The 3,965-nt window shown below is 60.4% G+C and carries 2 protein-coding genes; both read left to right on the top strand.

What is annotated here, in order from left to right; genetic code table 11:
* Positions 1 to 2,474 (top strand): MGH1-like glycoside hydrolase domain-containing protein (locus ACOYNV_RS26330; RefSeq protein ID WP_422902783.1); only part of this gene is annotated, 2,474 nt, incomplete at its 5' end.
* A gap of 308 nt (positions 2,475 to 2,782) precedes the next feature.
* A partial coding sequence (locus ACOYNV_RS26325) for a TrkA C-terminal domain-containing protein (RefSeq protein WP_422902782.1) occupies positions 2,783 to 3,965 on the top strand: 1,183 nt, incomplete at its 3' end.

Genomic DNA, 3,965 nt, shown 5'->3' with positions numbered 1-3,965 from the left:
TGACCAACAGCGAGGGGAATCACGGCGAGGACGTCAAGGAGTATTACTACTACCTGGACAGCACGCCGACCCATTCGTACATGAAGTATCTCTACAAATATCCCCAGGCGGCCTATCCGTACGCCGACCTGCTGGAAACCAACCGCCGGCGAAACCGTGATCAAGCTGAGTACGAACTGCTGGATACCGGGATTTTCGATGGAAACCGCTACTTTGACGTCTTTGTCGAATACGCCAAGGCCGACGCCGAAGATCTGCTGATCCGGATCACGGCTTGCAACCGGGGGCCGGAGGCGGCGCCGTTGCATGTGTTGCCGACGCTCTGGTTCCGCAATACCTGGTCATGGCTCGATGGCGGATCGAAGCCATCGCTGACGCAAATCAACGAGGGTGGCCAGTCCGGTCAATCGATTATCCACGCCCGCCACAGCGATGCGCTGTTTCAGAAATTGCTCGACGATTACTACCTCTATTGCGAAGGGGATGCGCCGTTGCTGTTTACCGAAAACGAGACCAATCATCAACGCCTGTTCGGCTCGCCCAACGCCAGTCCGTATGTAAAGGACGGCTTTGACAACTTTCTCGTGCACCAGCGGCAGGACGCCATCAATCCGCAGCAAACCGGAACCAAGGCTGCGCCGCATCATCAACTGACGGTGGCCGCCGGCGCCGAGCAGGTTATCCGCCTGCGCCTGTCGCGCGGCGCACCGGTCAAGGGGAAAAACAGCTTCGCCGATTTCGATCAAGTGTTCAGTAAACGGATTGCCGAAGCCGACGAGTTCTACGCGGCGCTGACTCCGGCGGCAACGAGGGCCGATACGGACCGCGCCAGCGTCATGCGCCAGGCCCTTGCCGGCATGCTGTGGACCAAGCAGTACTTTTACTACGATGTGGAGAAGTGGCTGGACGAGCACCATCGCTCGCCGGAGCAGCGCAAGAAGATGCGCAACAGCGAGTGGTTCCACATGCTCAACGACGACATCATTTCGATGCCCGACAAGTGGGAGTATCCGTGGTACGCCGCCTGGGATCTGGCATTTCACATGCTGCCGCTGGCCATGGTCGATCACGACTTCGCCAAGGCCCAACTGGATCTGATGTTGCGCAACGACTACTTGCACCCGAACGGCCAGCTCCCGGCCTACGAGTGGAATTTCGGCGACGTCAACCCGCCGGTGCATGCCTACGCCACGATGCAGATCTACCTGATGGACAAGGAGCGCAACAACGGCAAGGGCGATATCGAGTTCCTCAAGTACGCCTTCTCGAAACTGCTGATCAATTTCACCTGGTGGGTCAACCGCAAGGATCGTAGCGGCAACAATGTCTTCGAGGGCGGATTCCTCGGGCTCGACAACATCGGCGTCTTCGACCGCAGCTCGCCGCTGCCGACCGGTGGCTATCTGGAACAGGCCGACGGGACGGCGTGGATGGTTTTCTTCAGTCAGCAGATGGGACGGATCGCGGTCGAACTGGCGCTGCACGAACCGCTTTACGAGGAGTTCGTCTCCAAATTTTTCCAGCACACGGTGCGCATCGCCGGCGCCATGGATCGCATGGGCGAGAATGCGGACGAAATGTGGGACGAGGAGGATGGTTTCTTTTACGACGTGCTTAAACTCCCTGACGGCCACTCAATGCGTCTCAAGGTGCGCTCGCTGGTCGGGTTGCTGCCGCTGACGGCGGTGGCCATCTTCGAGGAGGACATCCTGGATCGGTTGCCGAATTTCCGTTTGGCGGCGCGGGCCTTCCTGGATCGTCACCCGGAGTTGGCGGCCAATATCCATATCCCGGCGGAACCGGGCGTTGCTGGCCGGCGGATGCTTTCGATCGTCAATGAAGACAAGCTGCGCCGGATATTGTCGCGGATGCTCGACGAGAACGAATTTTTCAGCCCTTACGGCATACGTTCCCTTTCCCGCTACCACCGCGAACATCCTTTCATCTTCCATCACAACGGGCAGGAGTCCCGCGTCGACTACGTGCCGGGGGATTCGAATTCCGGCATGTTCGGCGGCAATTCCAACTGGCGGGGGCCGGTATGGATGCCGGTCAACTTTCTCCTCTACCTGGCGCTGTTGCGGCTCTATGCCTTCTACGGGGACGACTTCACCATCGAATGCCCGACCGGCTCGGGTAAGCAATGCACCCTGTTCGAGGTCGCCATGGAACTTGGCGAGCGGCTGACCCGCCTCTTCCTGCAAGAACCTGCGACAACTGCAGGCCAGCCTGGACGGCGGCCGGTGAACGGCGCCACAGAGAAGTTCGCCAGTGACCCGCACTGGCGTGATCAGGTGCTCTTTTACGAGTACTTCAACGGCGACACCGGTGCCGGTATCGGTGCCAGCCACCAGACCGGCTGGACCGGCTGCATCGCGCGGGTCATTCAGACGATGGGCCTGCTGACCAAGGAAGTGCTGCTCAGCCCGGGCGCCGAGCAGGCACTCATGAAAGCCGCCGCAGGAAAGTTGTAGGCGTTGCCGGGTCCGGCTGGCCGGGGTTGCCGAAAGCAACCCCGATTAGCCGGAGCGGAAATAATATCCTGTGCCGAGGGAACCGGTTTGATCCGGAGCCGGTCGTATTCTGGAGCTTTGAACTGTAATTGCCGGCCGGCTGCAGCCCGCACAGGTCGGCGATCTACAAGCTATGCATCTCAAGAGTGGCGTATTCATTGGCTCTTCAGGTCATCGTGCTGTAGAGCGCCAATTGTAGGGATTCCGATTAATCCTGCCATTGATTCCGAATTCCTCCGGCCAGTGGTTTCACATGAAGGATCGGCTCCGTGGAAGAAATCAAGACACTGCTCGAAACCCAGCCGCTATTCGCGCTTTTCCTGACCATCGCGCTGGGCTATCTGGTGGGCGAGATCAACATCAAGGGCTTCTCTCTTGGCTCCGGTGCCGTCCTCTTCGTCGGCCTGGCGCTTGGCGGATTCGCCCCGAAGGCGGCGCCACCCGCACTATTGGGCACCATGGGGCTGCTGCTCTTCCTGTACGGCGTCGGCATCCAGTACGGCGGCCAGTTCTTTCGCGGCCTGACCAGCAAGGAGGGACTCAAGGCCAATGCGGCGGCGGCATTGGGGGTGATCGGCGCCGGCTGCGTGGCGATCGCGCTGGTGCCGCTCACCGGCATCAAGGTTGATGAGGCACTCGGCCTGTTCGCCGGATCTGGAACCAGCACCGCCACCTTGCAGGCCATCATCGCCGCGCTCAAGAGCGACGGCGCAGCGGTCGGCTACAGCGTGGCCTACCCGTTTGGCGTGGCCGGGCCCATTCTCTGCATCTACGCGCTCAACACCTGGCTCAAGCCAAAAATCGAACAGCCAGCCGCACAGCAGATCGATACGGCGGAAATCGCGCTGCGCAATCCGTCCTTCTTTGGCGTTCGCTTTCCCGAACTGGTCGCCAGGCTGCCGACCGGTGTGGTTGTCGCTGCTGTGCGCCGACAGCAGCAAAATCGCCTGCCTTCAGACACACTGGTACTCAACCAGGACGATGTGCTGCTGGCGACAGCCACCGACCAGGTCGCCCTGAAACAAGCCGTCACCCTGCTCGGCGAACTGCAGGCCGGGCGCATTGCCAAGGATCGCCAGGACCTCGACTATATCCGGGTGTTTGTGTCGAAACACAGCATCGTCGGGTTGCCGCTCGGTGACCTTGAGTTTCCTGCCGGCGTGGCGTGTTCCGTCGTCCATGTCCGGCGCGGCGACAGCGATCTGCTGCCCAGTCCGGACCTGATCCTCGAAGTCGGCGACCGCGTCGGATTGCTGGTCCAGCGCGCGGCGATCAAAACCATCCGCAGCTACTTCGGCGACTCGATCAAGGGCACGGCCGATTTCAGCTATATCTCGATCGGCATCGGCGCGGCACTCGGCCTGCTCATCGGCCTGATTCCGCTGCCCATTCCTGGCCTCAGAGAACCTGATCTCTACCAAACAGTTCCCTGCCTTTTTTTTCCAATAATTT

This window comes from Propionivibrio sp. (assembly GCF_049316945.1).
In the GTDB taxonomy this organism is placed as follows: domain Bacteria; phylum Pseudomonadota; class Gammaproteobacteria; order Burkholderiales; family Rhodocyclaceae; genus Propionivibrio.
The sequence above is the reverse complement of the archived record's forward strand: the minus strand, read 5'-3'. Positions and strand labels throughout refer to the sequence as shown.